Annotated in this window: 19 protein-coding genes and 1 pseudogene; 7 read left to right on the top strand and 13 right to left on the bottom strand. The window is 63.8% G+C overall.

Annotated features, from left to right (window positions below):
* Positions 1 to 60: 60 nt before the first annotated feature.
* The 4 genes from Q0P52_RS02080 to Q0P52_RS02065 all read right to left on the bottom strand — a co-directional run bounded on the left by Q0P52_RS02080 (position 61) and on the right by Q0P52_RS02065 (position 4,779).
* The gene (locus Q0P52_RS02080) at positions 61 to 1,023 is read right to left on the bottom strand and encodes an ABC transporter permease (protein ID WP_293764741.1); all 963 of its coding nucleotides are present in this window, start codon (positions 1,021 to 1,023) and stop codon (positions 61 to 63) included.
* Positions 1,024 to 2,130, bottom strand: a complete 1,107-nt coding sequence (locus Q0P52_RS02075) for an ABC transporter permease (protein WP_293764739.1) — start codon at positions 2,128 to 2,130, stop codon at positions 1,024 to 1,026.
* Positions 2,127 to 3,653, bottom strand: a complete 1,527-nt coding sequence (locus Q0P52_RS02070) for an ABC transporter ATP-binding protein (protein ID WP_293764736.1) — start codon at positions 3,651 to 3,653, stop codon at positions 2,127 to 2,129. The genes Q0P52_RS02075 and Q0P52_RS02070 overlap by 4 nt, the downstream gene beginning before the upstream one ends.
* A 121-nt stretch (positions 3,654 to 3,774) precedes the next feature.
* Positions 3,775 to 4,779 (bottom strand): BMP family ABC transporter substrate-binding protein, encoded by a 1,005-nt coding sequence (locus Q0P52_RS02065; RefSeq protein ID WP_293764734.1) that lies wholly within the window; start codon positions 4,777 to 4,779, stop codon positions 3,775 to 3,777.
* 583 nt (positions 4,780 to 5,362) lie between these two features.
* On the opposite strand from Q0P52_RS02065, the gene Q0P52_RS02060 reads away from it, so the two are divergent.
* Positions 5,363 to 6,145 carry a tRNA pseudouridine(65) synthase TruC gene (locus Q0P52_RS02060; protein ID WP_293764731.1) on the top strand — a complete coding sequence of 261 codons (783 nt, stop codon included), beginning with the start codon at positions 5,363 to 5,365 and terminating at the stop codon, positions 6,143 to 6,145.
* Positions 6,146 to 6,326: 181 nt separating this feature from the next.
* Positions 6,327 to 7,175: a 23S rRNA (adenine(2030)-N(6))-methyltransferase RlmJ gene (rlmJ, locus tag Q0P52_RS02055; protein ID WP_293764728.1), complete on the top strand. Its 849-nt coding sequence runs from the start codon at positions 6,327 to 6,329 to the stop codon at positions 7,173 to 7,175.
* Positions 7,176 to 7,297: 122 nt separating this feature from the next.
* On the opposite strand, the gene Q0P52_RS02050 is transcribed toward rlmJ, so the two are convergent.
* Positions 7,298 to 8,299: a BMP family ABC transporter substrate-binding protein gene (locus Q0P52_RS02050; RefSeq protein WP_293764725.1), complete on the bottom strand. Its 1,002-nt coding sequence runs from the start codon at positions 8,297 to 8,299 to the stop codon at positions 7,298 to 7,300.
* A gap of 90 nt (positions 8,300 to 8,389) precedes the next feature.
* Between Q0P52_RS02050 and Q0P52_RS19320 the strand changes: the two are divergent.
* The 3 genes and pseudogenes from Q0P52_RS19320 to Q0P52_RS02035 all read left to right on the top strand — a co-directional run.
* Positions 8,390 to 8,998: pseudogene (locus Q0P52_RS19320) on the top strand (MoaF N-terminal domain-containing protein); the annotation flags it as partial.
* A 3-nt stretch (positions 8,999 to 9,001) separates the two neighbouring features.
* Positions 9,002 to 9,490, top strand: a complete 489-nt coding sequence (locus tag Q0P52_RS02040; RefSeq protein ID WP_366061713.1) for a MoaF C-terminal domain-containing protein — start codon at positions 9,002 to 9,004, stop codon at positions 9,488 to 9,490.
* A complete protein-coding gene (locus Q0P52_RS02035; protein WP_293764723.1) occupies positions 9,487 to 10,287 on the top strand; it encodes an SDR family oxidoreductase in 801 nt (266 codons plus the stop codon). Before Q0P52_RS02040 ends, Q0P52_RS02035 begins: the two co-directional genes overlap by 4 nt.
* Before the next feature lie 182 nt (positions 10,288 to 10,469).
* On the opposite strand, the gene Q0P52_RS02030 is transcribed toward Q0P52_RS02035, so the two are convergent.
* On the bottom strand, positions 10,470 to 11,258 hold the full coding sequence (locus Q0P52_RS02030) for an SDR family oxidoreductase (RefSeq protein WP_293764722.1): 789 nt from the start codon (positions 11,256 to 11,258) through the stop codon (positions 10,470 to 10,472).
* A 262-nt stretch (positions 11,259 to 11,520) separates the two neighbouring features.
* On the opposite strand from Q0P52_RS02030, the gene hpaR reads away from it, so the two are divergent.
* Positions 11,521 to 11,988: a homoprotocatechuate degradation operon regulator HpaR gene (gene hpaR / locus Q0P52_RS02025; RefSeq protein WP_293764719.1), complete on the top strand. Its 468-nt coding sequence runs from the start codon at positions 11,521 to 11,523 to the stop codon at positions 11,986 to 11,988.
* Between the two features lie 255 nt (positions 11,989 to 12,243).
* Here hpaR and Q0P52_RS02020 read toward each other — a convergent pair whose 3' ends face one another.
* The 5 genes from Q0P52_RS02020 to Q0P52_RS02000 form a co-directional block, all read right to left on the bottom strand.
* Positions 12,244 to 12,816: a DUF3156 family protein gene (locus Q0P52_RS02020; protein WP_293764717.1), complete on the bottom strand. Its 573-nt coding sequence runs from the start codon at positions 12,814 to 12,816 to the stop codon at positions 12,244 to 12,246.
* A complete protein-coding gene (locus Q0P52_RS02015; protein WP_293764714.1) occupies positions 12,797 to 14,308 on the bottom strand; it encodes an APC family permease in 1,512 nt (503 codons plus the stop codon). The genes Q0P52_RS02020 and Q0P52_RS02015 overlap by 20 nt, the downstream gene beginning before the upstream one ends.
* Positions 14,309 to 14,499: 191 nt before the next feature.
* Positions 14,500 to 15,180, bottom strand: coding sequence for a LuxR C-terminal-related transcriptional regulator (locus Q0P52_RS02010; RefSeq protein WP_293764712.1), 681 nt, complete (start codon positions 15,178 to 15,180; stop codon positions 14,500 to 14,502).
* A gap of 72 nt (positions 15,181 to 15,252) precedes the next feature.
* A complete protein-coding gene (locus Q0P52_RS02005; protein ID WP_293764710.1) occupies positions 15,253 to 16,584 on the bottom strand; it encodes an aspartate aminotransferase family protein in 1,332 nt (443 codons plus the stop codon).
* Positions 16,585 to 16,614: 30 nt separating this feature from the next.
* Positions 16,615 to 18,114, bottom strand: a complete 1,500-nt coding sequence (locus Q0P52_RS02000) for an aldehyde dehydrogenase family protein (RefSeq protein WP_293764707.1) — start codon at positions 18,112 to 18,114, stop codon at positions 16,615 to 16,617.
* Between the two features lie 464 nt (positions 18,115 to 18,578).
* Here Q0P52_RS02000 and Q0P52_RS01995 point away from each other — a divergent pair, with 464 nt between their 5' ends.
* Complete coding sequence (locus tag Q0P52_RS01995; RefSeq protein WP_293764705.1) at positions 18,579 to 19,526, top strand: helix-turn-helix domain-containing protein; 948 nt, start codon at positions 18,579 to 18,581, stop codon at positions 19,524 to 19,526.
* 288 nt (positions 19,527 to 19,814) lie between these two features.
* Here Q0P52_RS01995 and Q0P52_RS01990 read toward each other — a convergent pair whose 3' ends face one another.
* Together Q0P52_RS01990 and Q0P52_RS01985 are read right to left on the bottom strand one after the other, a co-directional pair.
* The gene (locus Q0P52_RS01990) at positions 19,815 to 20,927 is read right to left on the bottom strand and encodes a class II histone deacetylase (protein WP_293764702.1); all 1,113 of its coding nucleotides are present in this window, start codon (positions 20,925 to 20,927) and stop codon (positions 19,815 to 19,817) included.
* A 45-nt stretch (positions 20,928 to 20,972) separates the two neighbouring features.
* Positions 20,973 to 22,154: an MFS transporter gene (locus Q0P52_RS01985; RefSeq protein WP_293764699.1), complete on the bottom strand. Its 1,182-nt coding sequence runs from the start codon at positions 22,152 to 22,154 to the stop codon at positions 20,973 to 20,975.
* Positions 22,155 to 22,169: the final 15 nt, after the last annotated feature.

Raw genomic sequence — 22,169 nt, 5'->3', positions numbered from 1 at the left:
CCCGGGCGCAAGAAAAAGGCCGGCATGGCCGGCCTTGATGCTGCATGAACGCCATGCCGCTCAGCGCGATTTGACGAAAGGCACGCCAATGGCCTTGGGCGCCACCGCGCGGCCGACAAAACCAGCCAGCAGCAGCACTGTCAGCACGTAAGGAATCACGCTGATGGCTTGCGAGGGAATCTGGCCAATGCCGGGGATGGCCACGCCTTCCAGACGAATCTGCACAGCGTCGGCAAAAGCGAACAACAGGCAGCCAATCACTGCCGGCACCGGACGCCATTTGCCGAAGATCAGCGCCGCCAGCGCAAGGAAGCCCTTGCCGGCGGTCATTTCCTTGATGAAGGAACCGGTTTGGTACACCGACAGGAAGGTACCAGCCATACCGCACAGCACGCCCCCCCAGAACAGGCTGATGTAGCGCACGCGCGCCACCGATACGCCGGCGGTATCCGCCGCGTGCGGGTTCTCGCCGACTGCGCGCAGGCGCAGGCCGAAGCGGCTCTTGTACACCACCCAGCTCACCAGCGGAATGATCAGCACAGTGAGGTACACCAGAATGCTGTGACCGGAAATAAGCTTGCTGTACACCTGCCCCAGCACCGGCACATCGCGCAGCGCATCGGCAAACGGCAGCGTGATTTCATGGAAGCGCGCTTCGTCCGGCAGTTGCGGCGAGTTGCCGCCCTGCTGGAACCAGGCCAGCCCCAGCACTGGCGTGATGCCGGAGGCAATGGTGTTGATGGCCATGCCGGAAATGAGCTGGTTGCCGTTATAAGTTACCGATACGAAGGCATGCACCATGGCCATGCTCACCGAGGCCATGATGCCGGCCAGCATGCCGATCCACGGCGAACCGGTGGTGAAGGCCGCCGCCGCCGAGGCAAAGGCGGCAATCAGCATCTTGCCTTCCAGACCGATGTCCACCACGCCTGAGCGTTCGGAGAACATGCCGGCCATGGCCGCCAGAATCAGCGGCGTGGCCACACGAATGGTGGAATCAAGCAGACTGAATAACTGTTCCATTTACTTGTCGTCCTTGCGCTTGAACAGGCCGGCGATGAAGGGCTCGAAAAGGTTTTCCAGCGCGCCGCAGAAGAGGATGATCAGGCCCTGGATGAAGATGATCATCTCGCGGGTGATGACCGGCTTCTCAAACGACAGCTCCAGACCGCCCTGCGTCAGCGCGCCGAACAGCAAGGCCGACAGGATGATGCCCACCGGATGGTTGCGCCCCATCAGCGCCACGGCGATGCCGACAAAACCCACGCCGTTGGTGAAGGCAACGTTCATGCGGTGCGTGGAGCCCAGCAATTCGTTGATGGCGGCAAAGCCGGACAAGGCGCCGGACACGCACATGGCGATGATGATGGTTTTACCTACATCCATGCCGGCATAGCGGGCGGCGCTTTCATTCACGCCGACCGTGCGCAGCTGGAAGCCCCAGCGGCTATGCCACACGATGAGGTAGAACAAAGCGCAAGCCAGCAGCGCCATCACGAAAGTGAGGTTGAGCGGCGTGCTGGGCAGGGTGACGCCCATACCGGCGGCCACTTGGTGCAGCGCCGGAATCCAGGCGTTCTGGCCAAACTCGCGCGTGGTGGGGTTTTGCGAACCGGCTTCGATCAGATGATGACCAATCAGGTACAACATCAGCGAATAGGCGATGAAGTTGAACATGATGGTGGTGACCACGATGTGGCTGCCGCGACGCGCCTGCAGCCAGCCCGGGATGAAAGCCCAGGCAGCGCCAAAGCCCATGGCGGCGAGGATGCACAGCGGCACCAGCACTATCGGCGGCAAGGTGTGATCGAACGCCAGCACCACCAGCGTGACGCCGAGGCCGGCCAGATACGCCTGCCCTTCGCCGCCGATGTTGAACAGCCCGGCATGAAAGGCCGTGGCTACCGCAAGGCCGGTGAAGATGAAGCCTGTGGTGTAGAACAGCGTGTAGCCTATGCCTTCGCCGTAGCCGAATGCGCCGTGCACCAGCAATTTGAGACATTCCCACGGGTCTTCGCCGATAAACCAGGTCACCAGACCGGTCACCAGCAGCGCGGCCATCAGGTTAAGCGCCGGCAGTACGGTAAGTTGCGCCCAGCGCGGCAACGTGGACGGTTGTCCGAATTTCAATGCTTGTGCCCCCCCATCAACAGACCCAGCGAGACGGTATCGGCTTCTTCCGCCGATACTTCGCCCGTGATCTGACCACCCGCCATCACCAGGATGCGGTCGGACAGCGCCAGAATTTCGTCCAGCTCTACCGACACCAGCAGAATGGCTTTGCCTTGGTCGCGCAATTGCACCAGGCGTTTGTGAATGAATTCGATCGCGCCGATATCAACGCCGCGCGTCGGCTGGCCAATCAGCAGCAAGTCCGGATTGGCGTGGATTTCGCGCGCCAGCACCACCTTCTGCTGGTTGCCGCCGGACAGCAGGCCCACGCGCAGCAGCGGGTTGCCCGGCCGGATGTCGAACTGGCTGATGAACTCGCGCGTGCGCGCCAGCAGCGCCTTGCGCGAAAACAAACCGCGGCGGCTCAGGCTCTTGTCGCCCTGGTAACCCAGAATGGCGTTTTCGAAGGTGGAGAACGCCTTTACCAAGCCCTCGCGCGAACGGTCTTCCGGCACATGGGCAATGCCCTTGCGGCGCCAGGCGGCGGCCTTCGGCAAACCTGAGCGCGTTTTCGCCAGATCTTCGCCCTTGTAACGGATCTCGCCCTCGGTAGGCTCCAGCATGCCGGCCAGCACTTCCAGCAATTCAGACTGACCGTTGCCCGACACGCCGGCGATGCCGACGATTTCGCCGGCGCGCACCTGGAAGTCCAGCTTGTCCAGCAGCTTCACGCCGCGTTCGTCGGTCAGCCCCAGGCCGCGCACGTCCAGCACCGCAGCGCCGGGTTTGGCGGCGGCCTTGTCCACTTTCAGCGTGACCTTGCGGCCCACCATCAGGTCGGCCAGCTTTTCCTTGTCCACGTCGGCGGTCACTACATTGCCTACCACCGTGCCGGCGCGCATCACGGTGACACCGTCGGTAATGTCCATCACCTCACGCAGCTTGTGGGTGATAAGGATCACCGTCTTGCCCTGCTCCTTGAGCGCGCGCAGGATGCGGAACAGATGGTCGGCTTCCTGCGGCGTGAGCACGGCAGTGGGTTCGTCCAGAATCAGCACGTCGGCGCCGCGGTACAGCGCCTTGAGGATTTCCACGCGCTGCTGCAAGCCCACACCCAGATCGCCCACCACGGCGTCCGGGTCCACTTCCAGTGAGTAGTCGCGGTTGAGCTGTTTCAGGTGCTCGCGCGCCTGTTCCATGCCCTGCTGCAGCACCAGGCCGCCTTCGGCGCCCAGTACGATGTTTTCCAGCACGGTAAAGGTGTCCACCAGCATAAAATGCTGATGCACCATGCCGATGCCCAGATTGATGGCTTCCTGGCTGTTGCGGATGCGGACGTCCTGCCCGTTGACCTTGATGTCGCCGCTGTCGGCCTGGTAATAGCCGTACAGAATGCTCATCAGGGTGGATTTGCCCGCGCCGTTCTCACCGATGATGCCGTGGATGGAGCCCCTGGCGATCTTCATCGACACATCGCTGTTGGCCAGCACCGTGCCGAAACGTTTGCTGATGCCAATCAGCTCGATGGCGAACTCGGTCATGCGTAATGTTTCCCCGGTTTCAAGAATCCCCGCCGCCCATAGAATCAAACAGGCACGATAGCCAGCGCCATCGTGCCTGTTGTTCCCCGAAGCGGACTCAGGGACGCGTCATGCCTCGGATTTATTGCACCGGGCAGCTGTTGCCGGCGCGGTAGTCCACGACCTTGATCTTGCCGCCGATGATGTCCTTCTTGGCGGCATTGATCTTTTTCTCCATGTCGGCGGAGACCAGCTTGCGGTTGTTGGCGTCCAGCGCCCAATCCACGCCGCCTTCCTTCAGGCCCATCACCTTCACTTCAGGCTTCCAGCTGCCGTCCTTGGCGGACTTGAAGGCGTCGTACACGGCATTGTCCACGCGCTTGACCATGGAGGTCAGCACAGAGCCCGGATACAAGTGGTTCTGGTTGCTGTCCACGCCCACGGAATACTTGCCGGCAGTCTTGGCGGCTTGCAACACGCCAAGACCCGTGCCGCCGGCGGCGGCGAACACCACGTCGACGCCGCGATCAAACTGGCTCTTGGCCAGTTCGGTGCCGCGCGCCGGGTCGTTGAAGGCCTGCGGGGTGGTGCCGGTCATGTTCTGGATGACTTCATCCTTCTTGTTCACGTACTTCACGCCCTGCACGTAACCGCAGCCGAAAGCGCGGATCAGCGGCACATCCATGCCGCCGATAAAGCCCACCTTGCCCGACTTGGACGCCATGGCGGCGGCCATGCCCACCAGGAAGGAGCCTTCCTGTTCCTTGAACACGATGCTCTGTACGTTCGGGCCCTTGGCCACGGAGTCGATGATGGTGAACTTCACCTTGGGGAATTCCTTGGCCACGGTTTCCACGGCCTGGGTGAAGGAGAAGCCTACGGACACCACCAGATCGGCATCCTTGCGCGCCAGGTTGCGCAGCAGCTGTTCTTTCTGGGCTTCGGAAGCGATGGTGCCTTCGCGATAGCTGATCTTGAATTCCTTCTTGAAGCGCTCTGCGCCGTTGAAGGCGGCTTCGTTGAAGCTCTTGTCGTATTTGCCGGCCTGGTCGTAGACCACGGCAGGGGTGAAGTCCTTGGCGATGGCCGCGCCGGCCAGCATGGACATAGCCACAGCGACGCTTACGCGTTTCAATTGGATGTTCATCTCTATATCAACTCTTGGTTTTGTTGGTTAATCCGCGCAAACGGACGGTAGCCCGCTCGCGGGCAGGAAGCCCCTGTCTTCCGGCTGGGCGCGCCGGCCGCGGATGGCATGCGCCGGTACGCCCTGAAACTGGCCCGGCCATCGGTTCCGGCACCCTCAGCGGAACCGTCGGTCGTCGTCGTTGTCGGGACGCCGTTCATGGTGAGCGCGGCGAATTGTAATGACGTGAAAAAATGCTGTAAACCATTTCCTCTCCACTTTGAAATACCTTGTCGCAAAGCCATACCTCGCTTGACAAGCCAAGGCGTTTTTTGCAACAGGAAGAGGGGTTTACCGGCACAGCCATGGCGTTATAGCACGTCACGCAACAGGATATGACAATCTGCTTATGCAGCAGAAGACAGCGCGGCCAAGTATCTCCACTCCTGGTCCCTTACTTGCTGATCTCCGACAAACCGGTCGGATTTCTTCATATAAAGCTGTAGCGATTCAGCCACGTTGCGGCATTCACGCCACACCTTGCCGCTACCCAAGCCAGGCCGATAGGCCTACAATCGCCGCCCCTGCCCTGCAAACCCCGTCCATGCTGCCCATTCTTTACCGCGACGAGCGGCTGATCGCCATCCACAAGCCCGCAGGGCTTTTGGTGCACCGCTCCGAAATCGACCGCCACGAAACCCGCTTCGCCGTGCAAATGCTGCGCGACCAGATCGGGCAACACGTTTACGCCGCCCACCGGCTGGACAAGGGCACGTCGGGCATCTTGCTTTTTGCGCTGGACAAGGATGCGGCCCGCGAAATGGGTGCCCTATTCGAGCAACAGAAAATCGACAAGACCTACCTGGCGGTGGTTCGCGGCCATCCGCCGGCGGCAGGTCGCATCGACCACGCGCTCACCCGCCAACGCGACGACCGCGAATGGCGAGGCGACAGAGCCGGCGCCGAAGCGCAGTCGGCCGTGACCGACTACCGCACGCTGGCGAACGTGGAGTTGCCGGTCATGGTGGACCGCTACCCCGCCAGTCGTTACGCGCTGATGGCGCTGAGCCCGCTTACCGGCCGCCGCCACCAGTTGCGCCGGCATCTCAAGCACATCGCCCACCCCATCATCGGCGATGCCACCTACGGCAAGGGCGTGCACAATCGCTACTTTGCCGAGCATCTGGACAGCCGGCGCATGCTGCTGGCTTGCGTGGAAACCGCGTTCACCCATCCTTACAGCGGCGAACGCCTCACCCTGCGCGCGCCGCTGGACGGCGACTTTGCCGGCATCGTGCGCCGTTTCGCTTGGGAAGCAACGTTGGCCGAAGGCTGGCTGTCTCCAGCCGATGGGGCTGCCGACCAGGACCCACCAACAAAGCCCTGATCCTGCGCTGCACCCCCTCGTCGCACGCCATGTACTGCCTGCGCTGGCGCGTCTTGGCTCAGGGGGTCTGCGAGGTTTCCCAGCGGTTCCAAGCCTGGCCCAGCCCCGCCGCCAGACGCGCGCGGAGCGGGGAGCGGCTGTTTCTGCGCTACAATTCGCCATTGCCCATCAAGACCACACCATGCTGAGCTACCGCCACGCCTTTCACGCCGGCAACCACGCCGACGTGCTCAAACACCTGATCGAGATCGAACTGCTCAATTATCTGGGGCAGAAAGAAAAGCCTTACTGGTATATCGACACCCACGCCGGCGCCGGCGGTTATTCCCTGCAAGAGGGCTACGCCACGCGCAATGCCGAGTTCGAAACCGGCATCGCCCGACTGTGGGATCGCGACGACCTGCCACCGGCGGTGGCCGCCTATGTGGAAGTGGTGCGCAAGATCAACCCCGACGGCAAGCTGCGTTACTACCCCGGCTCCCCCTGGTGCGCCGCCGACGTGATGCCTGAGCGCGACAAGCTGCGCCTGTTCGAACTGCATCCCACCGACTTCGCTCTGCTTGACCAGACTTTCGCCGGCCAGGGCCGCCGGGTGCAGATACAGCAAGCCAATGGTTTCGAGGGCATCAAGGCGATCCTGCCGCCGCCGCCGCGCCGCGGCCTGGTGCTGATCGACCCGCCCTATGAAGACAAGCGCGACTATCAGCACGTGGTCACCGCGCTGAAAGAAAGCCTGAAGCGTTTCGCCACCGGCGTGTATGCGGTGTGGTACCCCTGCCTGCAGCGCGCGGAGATGAAAGAGCTGCCCAAGGCCTTGCAGAAGCTGGATGCCAAAAACTGGGTGCGCGCCGAGTTGCACGTAGAGGCGCCGGCCGCCGACGGCTTTGGCATGTACGGCAGCGGCATGTTCATCCTGAATGCGCCCTGGACCCTGCCCGCCACGCTGCGCGAGGTCATGCCCTGGCTGGTGAAAACGCTGGGCCGCGACGACAAGGCGCGTTTCGTGCTGGAGACCGGCGGCGACATCTGAGCCGCATCCCCCTCTACCGCGCATAAAAAAAGCCATCCCGAGGGATGGCTTTCTTGCGGGTTCCGACTGCCTTCGGCCAACCCTGGCCGCCGGATGGCGTCAAGCGGCGAGCCTCAACGGCATCACTTTACCGGGCAGCTGTTGGCCACGCGGTAGTCCACCACCTTGATCTTGCCGCTGATGATGTCCTGACGCGCCTGCTGCACGGTCTTTTCCATTTGCGGCGTTACCAGCGGGCGATTGTACTGATCCAGCGCCCAATCCACGCCGCCCTCCTTCAGGCCCATCAGTTTTACTTCCGGCTTCCAGCTGCCTTTTTTCGCGTCCATCAGCGTCTGGTACACCGCGTTGTCCACCCGCTTGACCATGGAGGTCAGCACCACGCCCGGGGCGAGGTAATTCTGATTGCTGTCCACGCCCACATACAGCGCCTTGCCCGTTTTCACCGACTGGATCACGCCCATATTGGAGAGCGCCGCTGCAGCAAAAATGACGTCTGCGCCACGGTCAAGCTGACTTTTGGCTAGTTCCGCGCCGCGCGAGGGGTCGTTGAAGGCGGCGTGAGTAGTACCGATCATGTTCTGCATCAGTTCGGCCTTGGGTCTGGCGTAACGCGCGCCCTGCGCATAGCCGCAACCAAAGGCGCGAATCAGCGGCACGTCCATGCCGCCGATGTAACCCACCTTGCCGCTCTTGCTCTTCATGGCCGCCAGCATGCCTACCAGGAAGGAGCCTTCCTGCTCCTTGAAGGCGATGCTCTGCACATTGGTGCCCTTGGCCACGGCATCGATCAGGGTGAACTTCACCTTGGGGAATTCTTTGGCCACGGTTTCCACCGGCTGGGTATAGGCGAAACCCACGGCCACCACAATGTCCGCGCCCTTGCGCGCCATATTGCGCAGCATCTGCTCTTTTTGCGCGTCGTTGCTGACCTGCCCTTCGCGATAGGCAAGGCCGGTTTCCTTGCGGAAACGCTCTGCGCCATTGAAGGCGGCCTCGTTGAAGCTCTTGTCGAACTTGCCGGCCTGATCATAGATAACTGCCGGAGCGAAGTCCTTGGCCTGGACGCAAACAGCAGCGACGGACAGCGCAAGGCCCGTCAGGCATGACATGGTGGTTTTCATTTTTTTCTCATTCAGGATGACTTGTGGGGAAGCGACCGCACCGGCAAGACCGGGCGGCTCGGGCGACAGCGGGGACCGAGGTCCGTCGGGATGCGCGCCTGCACCGAGGCGGCGTCGGGATATTCCATTCTGACTCGCTCGCCGCAAGCGGCGGGCGCACTACGCCATGAGCGGCGGCATTGTATGAATCATCCGATGACTTGGCAACGCCCACGCCGCGCCGCCGCAAACACGGGTCGCAATCCGGCAAACCGGCCTCATCCCTCCGGACGATGGGCCGGCCCGGCGGCGACGCATACAGTGCTGGCAGCGCTTGTTGCCCTGCCCGCCTTGCAGCGGCGGACGCGCTTTCGCACACAAGGAGACCCGCACATGACCCAACAACCTGTTTTCATTCAGGTAGGCGCGCTGGCTGATGGCTTCGCCCCGGACAACAACACCTTGCCTGCCCGTCACGAGCTGACCGGCCGCGCCTTTGAGCTGTTTGCCGAAGGCGGCGAATGCTATCGGCTGCAACTGCTGAGCAATGACTAGCTCTGCTGGACCGCGCCGGGTTCGGCGCCGCTGGAGGCCGACAGCCGCGTCACCAGTTTGCGGGAGGGCATCTATCTGATCGATTTCCTGCCGCCCGCGCCGGTTGGCGCCTCGGTATCTGTGGTGCTGGATGCGGCGCGCGGGCTGTTCACCCTTGTCGACGGCCGCATGCCGGACGAGGCTGACACCCGCATCGACCCGTTTACCCGCGTGGCGCGCGGCATGGAGCTGACCGCCGTGCAAGCCGACTTCGTCCACGGCGTGGTTGGCCGCCCGCCGGCGCAAGACGACGCCTTGCACCATGCCACCACCGAATTGGTGGGCATGCGCAATCAGTATCGCTACAGCCGCACCGAGTGCTACGAACATGTTTACCTCAACAACAATTTTTATGCCTGGCAATGCCTGCAGGGCGTAGAGCAAGGCCTGGCCGACGTGGATCGATGCCACTACATCAAGTTGGCCGAAGCCCTGTACCTGTTTGTCTGGCGAGAGAAAATCATCCCCACGCTGGGCGTGGTGCTGATCGATCTTGCGCAAGGCAAGACCGACGGCAAAATCGTCGGCTATCAAGGTGGTGATTTCGGCGCGCTGTCTAATTTTGCGGTAGGCGCCAGCGCGCAAGTGCTCAACCTCACCCGGCACCAACTGACATGAGCCGCGCCGGTTTATTGCGCGACTGCGGGCTGCGCGCCGACTTCAGCGGCCGCACGGTGCTGGTCACCGGCGGCGCGCAAGGCATAGGCTTGGGCATCTGCCGCGCTTTCGCCGCCCACGGCGCGCAGGTGGCGATTGCCGACCTGCAAGCCGACAAGGCGGAAGCCGCCGCCGAAGCCCTGCGGGCGGCAGGCGCGCGCGCGCTGGCGCTGCCGGCGGATCTGGCCAGTCGAGAGCAATGCCTGGCGCTGCCGGCGCAAGCGGCGCAACTGGGCGGTCGACTGGACATCCTGGTGCACAACGCCGGCTATTTCCCGCTAAGGCCGCTGGAAGAGTTAGATGAAGCCACCCTGCGCCGCACGCTGGACGTCAATCTGGCCGCATTGTTCTGGCTGACGCAGGCGGCACGGCCCTTGCTGCCCCGTCCGGGCGGGCGGATTCTGGCCACCTCCTCGGTGACCGGACCGCGCGTGGCCTACCCCGGGCTCAGCCATTACGCGGCGTCCAAGGCCGGCGTCAACGGCTTCATCCGCGCCGCGGCGCTGGAGCTGGCTTCGCAAGGCATTACCGTCAACGGCGTGGAGCCCGGCATGATCCGCACACCGGCCATGGGTAATCTGGGCGATGAGGCGCTGAACGCCGCCATCGGGCGAGCCGTGCCGCTGGGCCGGCTGGGCGAGCCCGCCGACATCGCCTCGGCCATGGTGTTTCTCGCTTCGGACTCGGCCGGCTACATCACCGGCCAGACGCTGATCGTGGACGGCGGCGCCACGCTGCCGGAAACCACGCTGGACTAAGAGCCGCTAACAACACCTCGCAGAGGCCCTGAACCAAGGCGCGCCGACGCTGGCCGTGCTCGCGGCCGGCAGGACGGCGCAACGCAACATCAAGGCATCTGTCAGCCGCTCTAAGCCCCGACAACAACAAGGCCCTTGCTTGGCAAGGGCCTTGTTGTTTTGCCGCGCCGGATTGGGCGACCTCACAAATGGCTGAACGCCAGCGTTGGCACATCGACAATGCTGGAGCCCCCATCGGCCACGATAGCGGCCCCATGGATGATGGAGGACTCGGTCGACAAGAGAAAACGGCAGATCGCCGCGATTTCATGCGCCTCGGCCGGCCGACGCAGCGGCACATCCGCCGTTACCCTGCGATATGCCGCCTCCAGACTGTCGCCATGACGCGTCATCAACGGCGCCATTTCCGCATCCGCCATCGGCGTGCGCACCCAACCCGGGCAAACCGCATTCACCCGCACCCCCTGCGGCCCGTAGTCCACCGCCAGTGAACGCATCAAACCCAGCAACGCATGTTTGCCAGTGACGTAGGCGCACACCTCCGGCCCCGCCGCCAACGCCGCGATGGAAGCCAACAGCACCATAGCGCCTCCGCTTTCCCGCAACGCCGGCAGACACGCCCGCGCACTGGCAAACGCCGTACCCAGGTTGGCCTGCAAGGCTTGATGCCACGAAACGTCGTCCACCACTTCCGCAGCGCCCTCGCCTAGCCCACCGGCACAGGCCACCAGACCGTCCACGCCGCCAAACCGCGCCATGATGTGCGGCATGAAATCCGCCCAGTCCGCGCTGCTGGCGGCATCGCCGGCCAGTGCAAGGCCATCGCAGCGGGACGCCAGCGCCTGCAAGGGCGCGGCGCGACGGCCTATCAGCACCAGCCGCGCGCCCTCTTCGGTAAACCTTTCCACGCAGGCCGCACCGATACCGGTGCCGGCGCCGGTGACGATGATGGTTTTATCGCGCAAGCTCATGTCATGCCTCCTCTTTTCGTGAAAAAGCCAGTCTAGGCAAGCTCGCGCGGCACCTGCATCCACCAGAGGGATGAGGCCGCGGCAAGGCCTGAATCAGCCGGGCTCAACGCATAAGGCGTCATCCGCCCGGGCCTGGCTGAGGCCTTGACCCGGCCAGGCCCGCAAGGCTTGTCCGCTATTCAAAGACAAGATCCCGGGAGAATTTTGTTGCCAGCCTTATAACTGTTAAGATGTTCAGCATTCCCGTTTATTCCCTTCTCGCATGGACCGCTCCAATCCGCATCAACATCGACTGCCGCAACACCTGCTGCGCGCACGCGAAGCCGTCATGGCCTACTTCCGCCCCCTGCTCAACAGCCGAGGACTCACCGAGCAACAGTGGCGCATCCTGCGCCTCCTGGCTGATCGCGGAGAGATGGAGGCCGGCATGGTGGCCGATCTGGCCTGCATCCTGCCGCCCAGCCTGACAGGCATTCTGGTGCGTATGGAAAAGGCCGGCTTGGTTCACCGGCGCAAGGACAAAACCGACAGTCGACGGTTGATCGTCTCGCTATCGGCCGAGGGCCGCAGTCTGACGCAAGAAATCGCGCCGCAATCCGCCGCCTGCTATGAGCAGATCGAACGTCACTTCGGCGAAGCCAAGCTGGAACAGCTGTTGACCCTGCTGATGGAGCTGGAGCGGCTGCCGGCGCCACAAGCCACGCCTGTCGGCAGCGAAGCCGAAGACTGAGGGCTCGGCCCACACAACAAAAAGGCGCGGTATTCCGCGCCTTTTTGTTGATGCCAAAGCCCTTGGGTGAGGTGGAGCAGGCCTCGGCAAAGCCTGGTATTTAGACTGGCTCAGGCAACATCTCAGCCCTCTCACTCACTCCCACCACCGCCTTGCCCGGCCAAGAGCCCCACGCTCTGACCAGAAAGCGCGCGGGAGCGTCAAACACCCAAAACCCCGGCATGTCGGGACTTTGCTCCCTCCTGCCAGTTGTTTCTATGCCGCCAGCCTGCCGCAAGCCCGAAAAGCTGCCAGCAAGGCCAGTCGCTGCTCGTCGAGCAGTCGCAAATAACGGCGCATCGGCGGCAGGCTGGTCACCACTTCGCTGGCGGCAAAGTGCTCGATGCACAGTTGCCAGCACCCGTCTTCCACGCGCAGCTCGCAGCAACGAAAATCCAGCGGCAGCAAAGCCTCCTGCAAGGCATGGTCTTGCTGCAATCGCCGCGCCAGCGCCGCCAACTCGCCCATGTCTGCGCCTTGCGCCTGACAAATCAGCCCCTCCCGCCGCAGCATGCCCCGGTGACGGATTACGATGCGACCTTCGCCAGCGCAAGCCAGCGGCAGCGGCAGACGGAACTCGCAGCAAACGGTGTGGGCGAGAAATACCGCCTCCGTTCGCTCGCAGACCGTAAAAGCCAGGCCATCATCGGTGCGGCAATCCAGGCGGGTGCCGCTCACCTCCTCGCAAGCCACGCCGCGCAGCTCCAGTCGCAGCCGCCGCAAGGTGGCGCCGGGGCGATAGCCGCGCGGCGCGGCGCGTGCCAGTCGCTCAACCCAGCGAGGCCGCACGCTTCATCTCCTCATTGATCAGCGAATCGTGACCGCCGGCCTTGCCGAACTCCTCCTCCAGGATGGCTTCCAGCGCCACTGGCCGGAAGGGATGCACTTTCTGCACAAACACGGTCCACACCAAGGCATACAGCGCGGTAAAACCCAGCATCACGCCAAACGGCACGTAGATATCGCGGCTATGCATGCCCGGCGGCGTAATGAACCAGATGGCGATCAGGATGCCCACGCTGGCGACGATCTGCGGCAGCGGGAACCAGGGCGAGCGGTAGGCGCGCGGGAAGTCGGGCCGGCGTAAACGCAGCAGCACAATGGAGATGTTCACCAAGAGGTAGGCCACCCCCCAGGCGCACACCGCCGCCAACACCAGCGGCATGATGCGGTCGAGATCGCCATGGATATACCAAGCGTGAGCACAGGGCACCACCACTGCCACCAAAATGCCGAACAGCGGTGTTTTGAAGCGCGGATGCAGATAGGTGAAGCAGCGCGGCAGCGCGCCGTCCAGCGCCATGCCGTAAAGAATGCGCGGCAAGGCGGCAATCAGCGTATTGATGGTGGCCGCGCCGGCGAACAGCAGGCCGATACCCAACCAGATCTTGCCAAACGGCCCCATCACCTGATCGGCAAAAGCGGGGATGGCCATGGGCGTATCCAGCAGATGCGGCCCGGCGGGATTTTTCGGGTCCATCGGCACATTGGCCACCTGATGCACCATGGCGGCGCCGTACAGAAACATGGTCACTGCCACGCCGGTCAGGCCCAGCCGGGCGGCCAGCGGGATATTGCGGCCAGCCTTGCGCAGCTCTGGCGCCAGCGGCGTCACCAGCTCGAAACCGACAAACATGAACATGGCCATGCCGATCAGGCTGAGTACGCCGGACGGGTCGGACAGATCCAGCGGGCTGCCAAACCAGCCGTCCAGCTTCACCGCGGGTGCCTTGATCAGGCCGATCACGCCGAACACGGTCAGGGTGGCCCACATCACGAAGGTCAGGATGATCTCGGCCTTGCCGAAAATGGTGATGCCCAGCGCGTTGAGCACGCCAAACAGGATCACCAGCCCCACCCCCACCAGCCAGGAGCTGCCGCTGCTCTCCATCATGGTGTTGAGGTGCTCGAAATTCACCAGCGCCATGATGCCGGAGAGAATGGTTTCGGCGGTTCCGGCAAACACATGCACCAGCAAATAAGCTGAGATGGTGCCGGTAATGGCAAAGAAGCGCCCCATGCCGCCGGAGATGTAGTCGTACACCGCACCGGACGTGGGCAGCATGGAAGCCGCCTCGGAAAAGGTGGTGGCCTGCGCCTGCATCATGATCCAGGCAATCAGCATGGCCAGCGCGAAGGTGCTGCCCGCCATGCCGAAACCGCTGGTGACGGTGAGGATGACCGGACTGGCCATCACCACGCCCACCGAACTGGCCAGCGCGACGGGGAACCCCACCACCCCTTGGTCAAGGTAGCGGGTCAGTTTCTCTTGGATTGTCATTGCTCGTGACTCCTTTGTCGTTCCTGCTTTGTCCCGCAGCCCTGTAATGTGTGTTGTATCGGGTGCGGACGGGTTATCGCCCAGTGTAGAGCGGTCGGCAAAACCTCGCAGACCTCCCGCACCCGTCCGCGCACGCGACGGGGGTGCGAGGCGGGGCATTACAACGGGGGAAGAGGTTTGCCGAACGGCCTTCAGCCGGGCATGGTGTGCGCCGCGCCGAGAAACAGCCGGCTGGCCAGTTCGGTGCGGTTTCTCACGCCGCATTTGCGGTAAAGATGCTGCAGATGGGTTTTCACCGTCGGCAGCTCCAATCCCAGCAAACGGGCGATCGTCTTGTTGCTGGCGCCGTCTTTCAACAGCAGCGCCACTTCACGTTCGCGCGCGGTCAGACCCGGCGGGGCGTCCGCATCCGCGAGCGGCAGACGACTGTCCACCGCCAGTTCCAGCAAAGTTTGCGCGGCAGTCAGCGCACGAATGTCTTCGGCGTCGAAACAGCCCTGCTCCTGCCCACGGATGAGCGAGAATCCCGCCACCACCCGCCCGGCACGCCGCACAAACAGCTCCACCACGTCGCACATGCCGCTCAGACGCATGAAACCGCCGTAGCGCGATTGACTCAAGGCAGCCCGCGACATGGCCTCCGCCATCGGCACGACCGCCACCGAGTGATCGAAACGCGAGGGATGCAGCGGATCGTGCTGCTGGTAATGCGCCAGATAGGTTTCATGCACCCTGCCCGGCATGCGGTCCAGCAAATAGCGGTACGGCCGGCACTGGGCATCCACCAGGTAGAAAGCGCAGGCGCTTGCCGGGGCCAAGGTGCCCAGCGCCGCCATGCCGCGACGGGCGTAGTGTTCCACTTCAAGGCTCATACCCGCCTCCTTGCAAGAATGTCGCATCCGGCGATCATGCCCGGCCCCGCATGAGGCCGGGCGACAGCCGCGTCAGGCGCCGTCGAAGCCGGCGGCCAGCGCATCGACGATGACGTCGATTTCTGCTTGGCGGATCACCAGCGGCGGCGACAGGATGATCTTGGTGCCCACCGGGCGCACCAGCACGCCATGCTCGCGGGCGATGTCCGCCACCTTGTTGGCGTAGCCGCCCATCGGATCCACCGGTTCGCGCGTGGCTTTGTCCACCACCAGATCCAGCGCCACCATCAGGCCCTTGCCGCGCACCTCGCCTACGGAGGCGTAACGTTCCGCGAAAGGCTTCAGGCGCGACAGCAGGTATTCGCCTTGCGCCGCGGCATTGGCCGGCAGGTTTTCATCGCGCACGATTTTGAGGTTGGCGATGGCGGCGGCGCAGGCCACCGGGTGGCCGGCGTAGGTGTAGCCGTGCATGATGGCGCCGCCAAAATCGCCATTGGCCGCAAAGGCGTCGGCCACGCGCTGGTTCACCACCGTGGCGCCCAGTGGCACATAGCCGGAAGAGATGCCCTTGGCCAGGCACATGATGTCAGGCTTCACCCCCCACAAGCGGCTGCCGAACATCGAACCGGAACGGCCAAAACCCGTGACGATTTCATCGGCGATCAGCAACACGCCGTATTTGTCGCACACCGCTCGAATCAGCGGCCAGTAGCTGGCCGGCGGCACAATCACACCGCCTGCGCCCTGGATGGGCTCGGCAATGAAAGCGGCGACGGTGTCCGGGCTCTGGAATTGAATCTCGCGTTCCAGCATCTGGGCGCAGATGCGCGCCAGCTCTTCCGGGTCTTCGGTGAACGGGTTGCGGTAGGTCCACGGCGTTTCCACGTGGTAACAGCCCGGCAGCAAGGGTTCGTAGTTGCGGCGGAATACCGTGTTGCCGTTGACCGACGCGCCGCCGAAGTGCGTGCCGTGATAGCCCTGCTTGAGGGAAATGAACTTGGTGCGGTCCGGCTGGCCTTTCACACGCCAGTACTGGCGCGCCAGTTTGAGTGCGGTTTCCACCGCATCCGAGCCGCCGCTACTGAAGGCGACGCGGGCCATACCTTCCGGTTTGAGCATGTCGATGATGTCGGCGGACAGTTCCTCGGCGCGCGGATGGCTGATGCCGTCGAACAGCTGGAAATATTCCAGTTCGTCCAACTGCTTGACGATGGCCTGTTTGACTTCCGGGCGGTTGTGGCCCACGTTGACGTTCCACAGACCGGCCACGCCGTCCACTAGCTTGCGGCCGCTGTCGTCGAACACATGGCAGCCGTCGCCGCGCACAATACGGATGGGTTCGCGGCGCTGCATCTCGTTGGGGTGCAGCATGGGGTGCCAAAAACGGGCGTTATCGTAAGACATCTTGTGACTCCTTGAGGACGGACGGCGCGCTCAATGCGCGATGCAGACCGATTTCAGTTCGGTGAAGTTTTCTACGGCGGCGCGGCCGAACTCCCTGCCTACGCCCGACTGCTTGTGCCCGCCGAAGGGCATGTTGGGGTCCAGCGGGATATGGCTGTTCACCCACACCGTGCCGGCCTGGATGCGCGGCACCACGTTCATCACCAGCGACAGGTCGTTGCTCCACACGCTGGCCGCCAACCCGTAAGGCGTGTCGTTGGCGAGGCCCACCACTTCGTCCACGCTGTCAAACGGCATGGCCACCAGCACCGGGCCGAAGATTTCCTCGCGCACCACGGTCTTGCCGTGATCCACATTGGTCAGCACGGTGGGTTTGACGAAATAACCGGGCAGATCGGCCGCCCCGCCTCCCGCCAGCACCTGCGCCCCTTCGGCGCGGGCGATGTCCAGATAGCGGCACACCGCCTGTTGCTGCCGGGCGGATACCAGCGGATTGATCTGGGCGTTGAGATCCATGCCGGCGCCGATGCTCATGCTGTCGGCGGCGGCGGCGAGGCCCTCCACCACTTGATCGAAACGACTGCGATGGATATAGATGCGCGAGGCGGCGGCGCAAACTTGTCCCTGATTGAGGAAACCGCCCATCAGCGCACCCTGCACGGCCTTGTCCACGTCCACGTCGCCGAACACCAGCATCGGGTTCTTGCCGCCCAGCTCCAGCGAGAAGCGGGTCATGTTGTCCAGCGCGGCGTGGCCGACCGTCTTGCCCACCTCGGTGGAGCCGGTGAAGGTCACTTTGCTTACCAGCGGATGGCTGGCCAGCGCCTGACCAGCGCGACTGCCGCGACCGGTCAGCACATTGACCACGCCGGGAGGAATCCCCGCCTCCAATGCCAGCTCACCCAGCCGCAGGGCGGTCAGCGGGGTTTCCGTGGAGGGCTTGAGCACGATGGCGCAGCCGGCTGCCAGCGCCGGAATCAGCTTCCAGATGGCAATCATCAGCGGGAAATTCCACGGCACGATGCCGGCCACCACTCCCACCGGCTCGCGGCGGGTAAAAGCGGTATAACGCGTGCCGGCCGGCACCGGGATGGACACGTCCATGGTTTCGCCGGTGATCTTGGTGGCCCAGCCCGCCATATAGCGCACGTATTCGATGGCCGCGCCCACTTCGATGGCGCGGGAAATATGAATCGACTTGCCCTGATTCAGGGTTTCCAGTTGTGCCAGTTCTTCCGCATGCGCTTCCAGCACGTCGGCCAGCCGCAGCAAGATGCGCTCGCGATCGGCCGGGCGCAGACCGGACCACGCGCCGGAAACAAAAGCGCGATGGGCGCTTTGCACCACGGCGCCCACATCCCGCTCGTCGCCGTCGGCCACGCTGGCAATCACCTGCCCCGTGGCGGGGTTGCGCACTTCCAGCCGGCCGCCCTTGCCGGCCTGCACGGTTTTGCCGTCAATCAGGAGGCCATGCTCCTTTTGCAGGAAGGCGCTGACTTCGGCCAACACCGGCACCAGGTTCTGATCCATCCTCTTTCTCCTTGTTGCGTCATTGAGTGCGGTCGCCGCGTAACAGCAAAGCCGTGCGGCAACCTTGTTTTGCATCAATGTACCCGCAGGGCGGCAAGGCGCTTATCCCAAATCGGCAAATCCGCGCAAGCGTGAAATACGGTGAAAAACCCGCTTCTGTCGCATGCCGGCTACAAGCCCGCGCTTGCCGGACGGCCAGATGCGACAAGGCTTGCACACTGTCCGACAAGCAGATAGATAATATATTAAGTAATTTCATGAATGCAGCAGCGGGAAAGCCGTGACGCGCCCGCGCCGGCAAGTGATACTAGTGAGAACAGATTGCCGCCACGACGGCAACTCCAAGACAGCGAGCCCTCAAACAGAGAGCCGGGACAACGCCAACAGGCCGCCAACCACCGTTATTCGCGGCAACCGCGATGACGGCAGCGGATCTTGCAACACATGCATCACGGAGCCCATCCATGCAGGCCCAGCAACAGCACTTCACGGACGCCCATCAGCACGCGGCGTCGCTAGCGCACTGGAATCAGGTATACGACCAGATCAGCGCCGGCCGCTTTCACAGCTCGCTGCAACGGCTCAATACCGACCAACTGGACATCTTTCGCGAAACCATCAACCAACGAGTGGTGCAGCAGGGGCAGGCGCCGGCCGAGATGATCCATTTCGCCGTGCCGCTGAACCTGCCGGACGCGCTGTCGCTGCAAGGCTGTCAGGTGGGCAACAATACGGTGATGGCGCTGCGCGGCGGCGAGGAGTTTGTCTTCCATGTGCCGCCGCAGGTGGATTCGCTGCAGATATCCATTCGCAATCAGGATCTGGAAGCGCTGGCGCCGCAACTGTGGCAGCGCTTGCACCGCAGCCGGCAACGCCTGCCGGTACTGCAGGTCAGCGAAAGTCAGTTGATGGCGGCGCGCGCCCTGCTACTGTCCACCTTCGAGCAGGCGCTGGACAATGCCGACTTGATGGGCTTTGCCGGCAGCAAGAAGCTGATTCAGCATCAGTTCATCAGTCTGTTGCTGGACCTGCTCAACGATATTGCCCCGGACGAGCGACCCAATCTCACCCACGCCACGCACAGCGACATCGTCCGCCGCAGCCAGCTGATCGTGCAGCACAGTCCGGACGAACCGGTCACCGTACTGGACCTGTGCCAGAAGTTGCGCATTAGCCGGCGCACCTTGCAAAACAGCTTCCAGCTTATTGCCGGCACCACGCCGGTGGACTATCTGCGCTCCATCCGGCTGAACAGCGTGCGGCGCATGCTGCTCTCCCGCCCGGAAAGCAATTCGGTGCGCGAGGCTGCCGGCCATTGGGGCTTCTATCACATGGGGCACTTCTCACGCGATTATCGCCGCCTGTTCGACGAGCTGCCGTCGGAAACCCGCGCGCACGCGCTGGCGCTGTAAACCCGCGTCCCTGATGCTGCGCTGCGCCTCCTTGTCGTACTTCGTGCACTGCCGACGCCGGCGCGCCTGGGCACAGGACCTCCACGGGGTTTGATTAGCGGTCGCCGGCCCCGAACGCCTGTACCGCAAGCAGGCAGCAAAAGGCGGAGGGAGTCCGCCCACCCTCCACTTGGCCCGCGATGAAGCTCACCAGATGACGCTGGCGATCAAAAGGCAAGGCCTTAGGCCGGCGGACATGCCAGACCCGACTGCCTTGCCCTTCGCCAACACCCATCGGTGAGCCGGGTCTTACAAACCGTACAAGACGGCCATCTCATCCAGCAAACGGCGCTGCAATTCGCGCAAGGGCGCGCTCGGCTGCTGCAGCCGGATGAAATCCAGCAATGGATCTTCCACCGGTGTTGTCAGGCCGGACAGCGCTTCCAGCGCGGCCAGGCCGCAAAACGGCACATAGGCTTCGGCATACCCTCCTTCATGCACCATCACCAGCCGCCCGCCGGCCAGACGGTCGGCGGCATCGCACAGCCTTTGCGTCATGTGGCGGAAGGTGTCGCTATGCGCCTGCATGCGCGCCAGCGGGTCCACGGCATTGGCGTCGTAGCCGCAGGCCACCACGATCAGCTCCGGCCGGAAGCGCTCCAGCGCCGGCAGCACAATGCGGTCCATCGCATAGAGGTAGGCGTCGTCGCCGCCGCCCGGCAACAGCGGCACATTGAGGTTGGCCCCGGCCCCCTCACCTTCGCCCCGGTCCTCCACGCCGCTGTAGCCGGGCGGAAAGCAGCCATCCTGATGCAGGGAGATGGTCAGCACGTCAGGCCGCTGGTAATAGATGGCCTGGGTGCCGTTGCCGTGATGGACGTCCCAGTCGATCACGGCAACGCGCGCCAGCCCGTGACGGGCTTTCGCCGCCTCGATGGCCACCGGGATGTTGGCGAGAAAACAGAAGCCCATTGCCTGATCCGGCAGGCAATGGTGACCAGGCGGCCGCGACAGCGCATAGGCCCGGTCCGCTTCGCCGCTCAGCACGGCATCCACGGCGGACAGCGCCAGGCCGGCGGACAACCGGGCAATGTCGTAACTGCCCGGCCCGATGGGCGCGTGATCGCCCAGCTCGCCGCCGCCAGCATCGCTTAGTGCCCTGAAACGCGCCAGATAGGCCGCCGGGTGCACTCGCAACAAATCCTCTTCACTCGCCGGCGGCGCGCTGCGCAAGCTCAGCTGCCGGCTCAGGCCGGACACATCCAGCAAGCTTTTCAGCCGGCGTTTGGTTTCCGGCGATTCGGCATGGCCGGCGGCGGCCGGAGGTTGCACCCAGCCACCTACCGGCAAGGTCAGGGCGTGCATGCCGGCGCTGTGCCAGAAACACAGTTCATCAAAGAAAAACGCGGTACGACGGTTCATCGTGTTGCTCCGAAAACGGCCGCACTCAGGCGGCCGGATGAAAAATCAGACAGACCGGCGACCCTGCGCAGCCAGAATCAGGCCCAGAGACACCCCGCCCACCGCCAATGCCAGCGTCAGCAGCGCCTGGAAACCGGCCGGGCCGCTGGCCAGGATGTGGCCGGCCAGCATCGGTCCCAACGCCAGGCCGCCGCCAAGCACCAGATTGGTGGTGCTCATCAGCCGGCCCGAGCTGTCGATGGCGGCCAGACTGGCCAGGATGAAGGGCAGTACGAAAGTCCAGGCGAACTTGAAACCGAACGCCGCCACGGCAAAGCGCATCAGCCCCGGCGCGCCCAACCACAGAGCAATGGACGCCAGCATGGCCAGATAGCCCAGCACCAGCGCCGGTCGCCGCCAACAGCGTTTGCCCAGCAGAGACGCCAGCAACGCGCCCAGCACGCCAAACAGGGTGGCCAGCGCCAGCACGTCGCCGCTGGCTTGAGCGGAGAGCCCGGCTTGCCGGGCAAGACCATCGGCAAACGTCCAGACGCCGCTAAGGCTGAGATAGAAGGTCAGCACCGCCGCAATGCCCAGCACCGCCAATCCGCGTCCGCCACCGGCATCCGGCCGGACAGCCGTGGTTTCTGCATCCGGCGCGCCCGCCGGCAAATGTCGCGCCAGCGGCGTGGCCAGCGCCATCAGCAAGGCCAGCCCGGCATAGCAAGCGCCGATGCCGTACAGGGCGAACAGTCTGGGCAAAACCGCCAGCCCCACCGCGCCCAACACCAGCTGCCCCATCACCCACAGGCCGTAAACCCGGTCAGGGTTGGCCGAAGCGGCGGCCGAGGACATGCACAAGATCATCAGCGAGCCGCCCGCCAGCGCGCTGACAATGCGCAGGGCAAACAGCGAGCTGTAGGCGTCGGCCCACACCGACAACAAATTGGCCAGCACGAACAAGCCCGCCCAGCCCAGGGCGGCGCGGCGCCAATCCAGCCTGGGCAGCCAGTACCAGGCCGGCAAGGTGGCCAGGCTCATGGCCCCCAGCTCGGCGGAAAACAGGTTGCCGATGCTGACCGGGCCCAGCCGCAGTTGCACGGCCAGCTGCGACGCCACCGCCGGCGCCATCAGCAAGACGGCCGGCACGATGGCGGCGAACACCACAATGGCCGCCAGCCGGCCGGCAGAGGCCGCTTGCGCGGCAGGCCGCGCGGCGACGGAAGCGGTACTCAAGGTTTGCGACATGACATTTCTCCTTTG

The sequence above is a fragment of the uncultured Aquitalea sp. genome (genome assembly GCF_945957525.1).
Lineage (GTDB): Bacteria > Pseudomonadota > Gammaproteobacteria > Burkholderiales > Chromobacteriaceae > Aquitalea.
Note: the sequence above shows the minus strand (reverse complement) of the source record. Positions and strands in the feature narration are given on the sequence as shown.

Bases quoted from the DNA above. Each gene is read 5' to 3' on its own strand.
- Q0P52_RS01995 (WP_293764705.1), top strand. From the start codon at position 18,579: ATGCAGGCCCAGCAACAGCACTTCACGGACGCCCATCAGCACGCGGCG.
- Q0P52_RS02030 (WP_293764722.1), bottom strand. From the start codon at position 11,258: ATGAGCTTGCGCGATAAAACCATCATCGTCACCGGCGCCGGCACCGGT.
- Q0P52_RS02050 (WP_293764725.1), bottom strand. From the start codon at position 8,299: ATGAAAACCACCATGTCATGCCTGACGGGCCTTGCGCTGTCCGTCGCT.
- Q0P52_RS01985 (WP_293764699.1), bottom strand. From the start codon at position 22,154: ATGTCGCAAACCTTGAGTACCGCTTCCGTCGCCGCGCGGCCTGCCGCG.
- Q0P52_RS02010 (WP_293764712.1), bottom strand. From the start codon at position 15,180: ATGAGCCTTGAAGTGGAACACTACGCCCGTCGCGGCATGGCGGCGCTG.
- Q0P52_RS02070 (WP_293764736.1), bottom strand. From the start codon at position 3,653: ATGACCGAGTTCGCCATCGAGCTGATTGGCATCAGCAAACGTTTCGGC.
- Q0P52_RS02035 (WP_293764723.1), top strand. From the start codon at position 9,487: ATGAGCCGCGCCGGTTTATTGCGCGACTGCGGGCTGCGCGCCGACTTC.
- Q0P52_RS02005 (WP_293764710.1), bottom strand. From the start codon at position 16,584: ATGTCTTACGATAACGCCCGTTTTTGGCACCCCATGCTGCACCCCAAC.
- Q0P52_RS02015 (WP_293764714.1), bottom strand. From the start codon at position 14,308: ATGACAATCCAAGAGAAACTGACCCGCTACCTTGACCAAGGGGTGGTG.
- Q0P52_RS02065 (WP_293764734.1), bottom strand. From the start codon at position 4,779: ATGAACATCCAATTGAAACGCGTAAGCGTCGCTGTGGCTATGTCCATG.
- rlmJ (WP_293764728.1), top strand. From the start codon at position 6,327: ATGCTGAGCTACCGCCACGCCTTTCACGCCGGCAACCACGCCGACGTG.
- Q0P52_RS02060 (WP_293764731.1), top strand. From the start codon at position 5,363: ATGCTGCCCATTCTTTACCGCGACGAGCGGCTGATCGCCATCCACAAG.
- Q0P52_RS02080 (WP_293764741.1), bottom strand. From the start codon at position 1,023: ATGGAACAGTTATTCAGTCTGCTTGATTCCACCATTCGTGTGGCCACG.
- Q0P52_RS01990 (WP_293764702.1), bottom strand. From the start codon at position 20,927: ATGAACCGTCGTACCGCGTTTTTCTTTGATGAACTGTGTTTCTGGCAC.
- Q0P52_RS02040 (WP_366061713.1), top strand. From the start codon at position 9,002: ATGCCGGACGAGGCTGACACCCGCATCGACCCGTTTACCCGCGTGGCG.
- Q0P52_RS02000 (WP_293764707.1), bottom strand. From the start codon at position 18,114: ATGGATCAGAACCTGGTGCCGGTGTTGGCCGAAGTCAGCGCCTTCCTG.
- hpaR (WP_293764719.1), top strand. From the start codon at position 11,521: ATGGACCGCTCCAATCCGCATCAACATCGACTGCCGCAACACCTGCTG.